We start from the raw sequence: 270 nt of genomic DNA, 5'->3' as shown, positions 1-270 counted from the left end.
GAGGTTGTTATTTGATGTAGCCGGCTTTGGTCATTTCCCGGGTTGCCAGCTGCTGGGCGCTCTTCAACGCCTGATCGACCGAAATCTGGCCGGCAAGGGCTGCCGAGAACTGCTGACCCACCGCCGTGCCGATGCCCTGGAACTCCGGGATCGCCACGAACTGGACGCCGACATAGGGGACCGGCTTGACGGTCGGCTTGGTCGGATCGGCCGCCTCGATCGAGTCGAGCGTCATCTTGGCAAACGACGCCGCCTTCTGGTAGTCCGCAT

Annotated in this window: 1 pseudogene; it reads right to left on the bottom strand. The window is 62.6% G+C overall.

Annotated features, from left to right (window positions below):
• Nucleotides 1–7 precede the first annotated feature (7 nt).
• Nucleotides 8–270 (bottom strand): annotated as a pseudogene (locus K6N12_RS35205) (sugar ABC transporter substrate-binding protein); the annotation flags it as partial.

Origin of the sequence: Rhizobium redzepovicii (assembly GCF_019793435.1) — a bacterium.
GTDB lineage: Bacteria > Pseudomonadota > Alphaproteobacteria > Rhizobiales > Rhizobiaceae > Rhizobium > Rhizobium redzepovicii.
The sequence above is the reverse complement of the archived record's forward strand: the minus strand, read 5'-3'. Positions and strand labels throughout refer to the sequence as shown.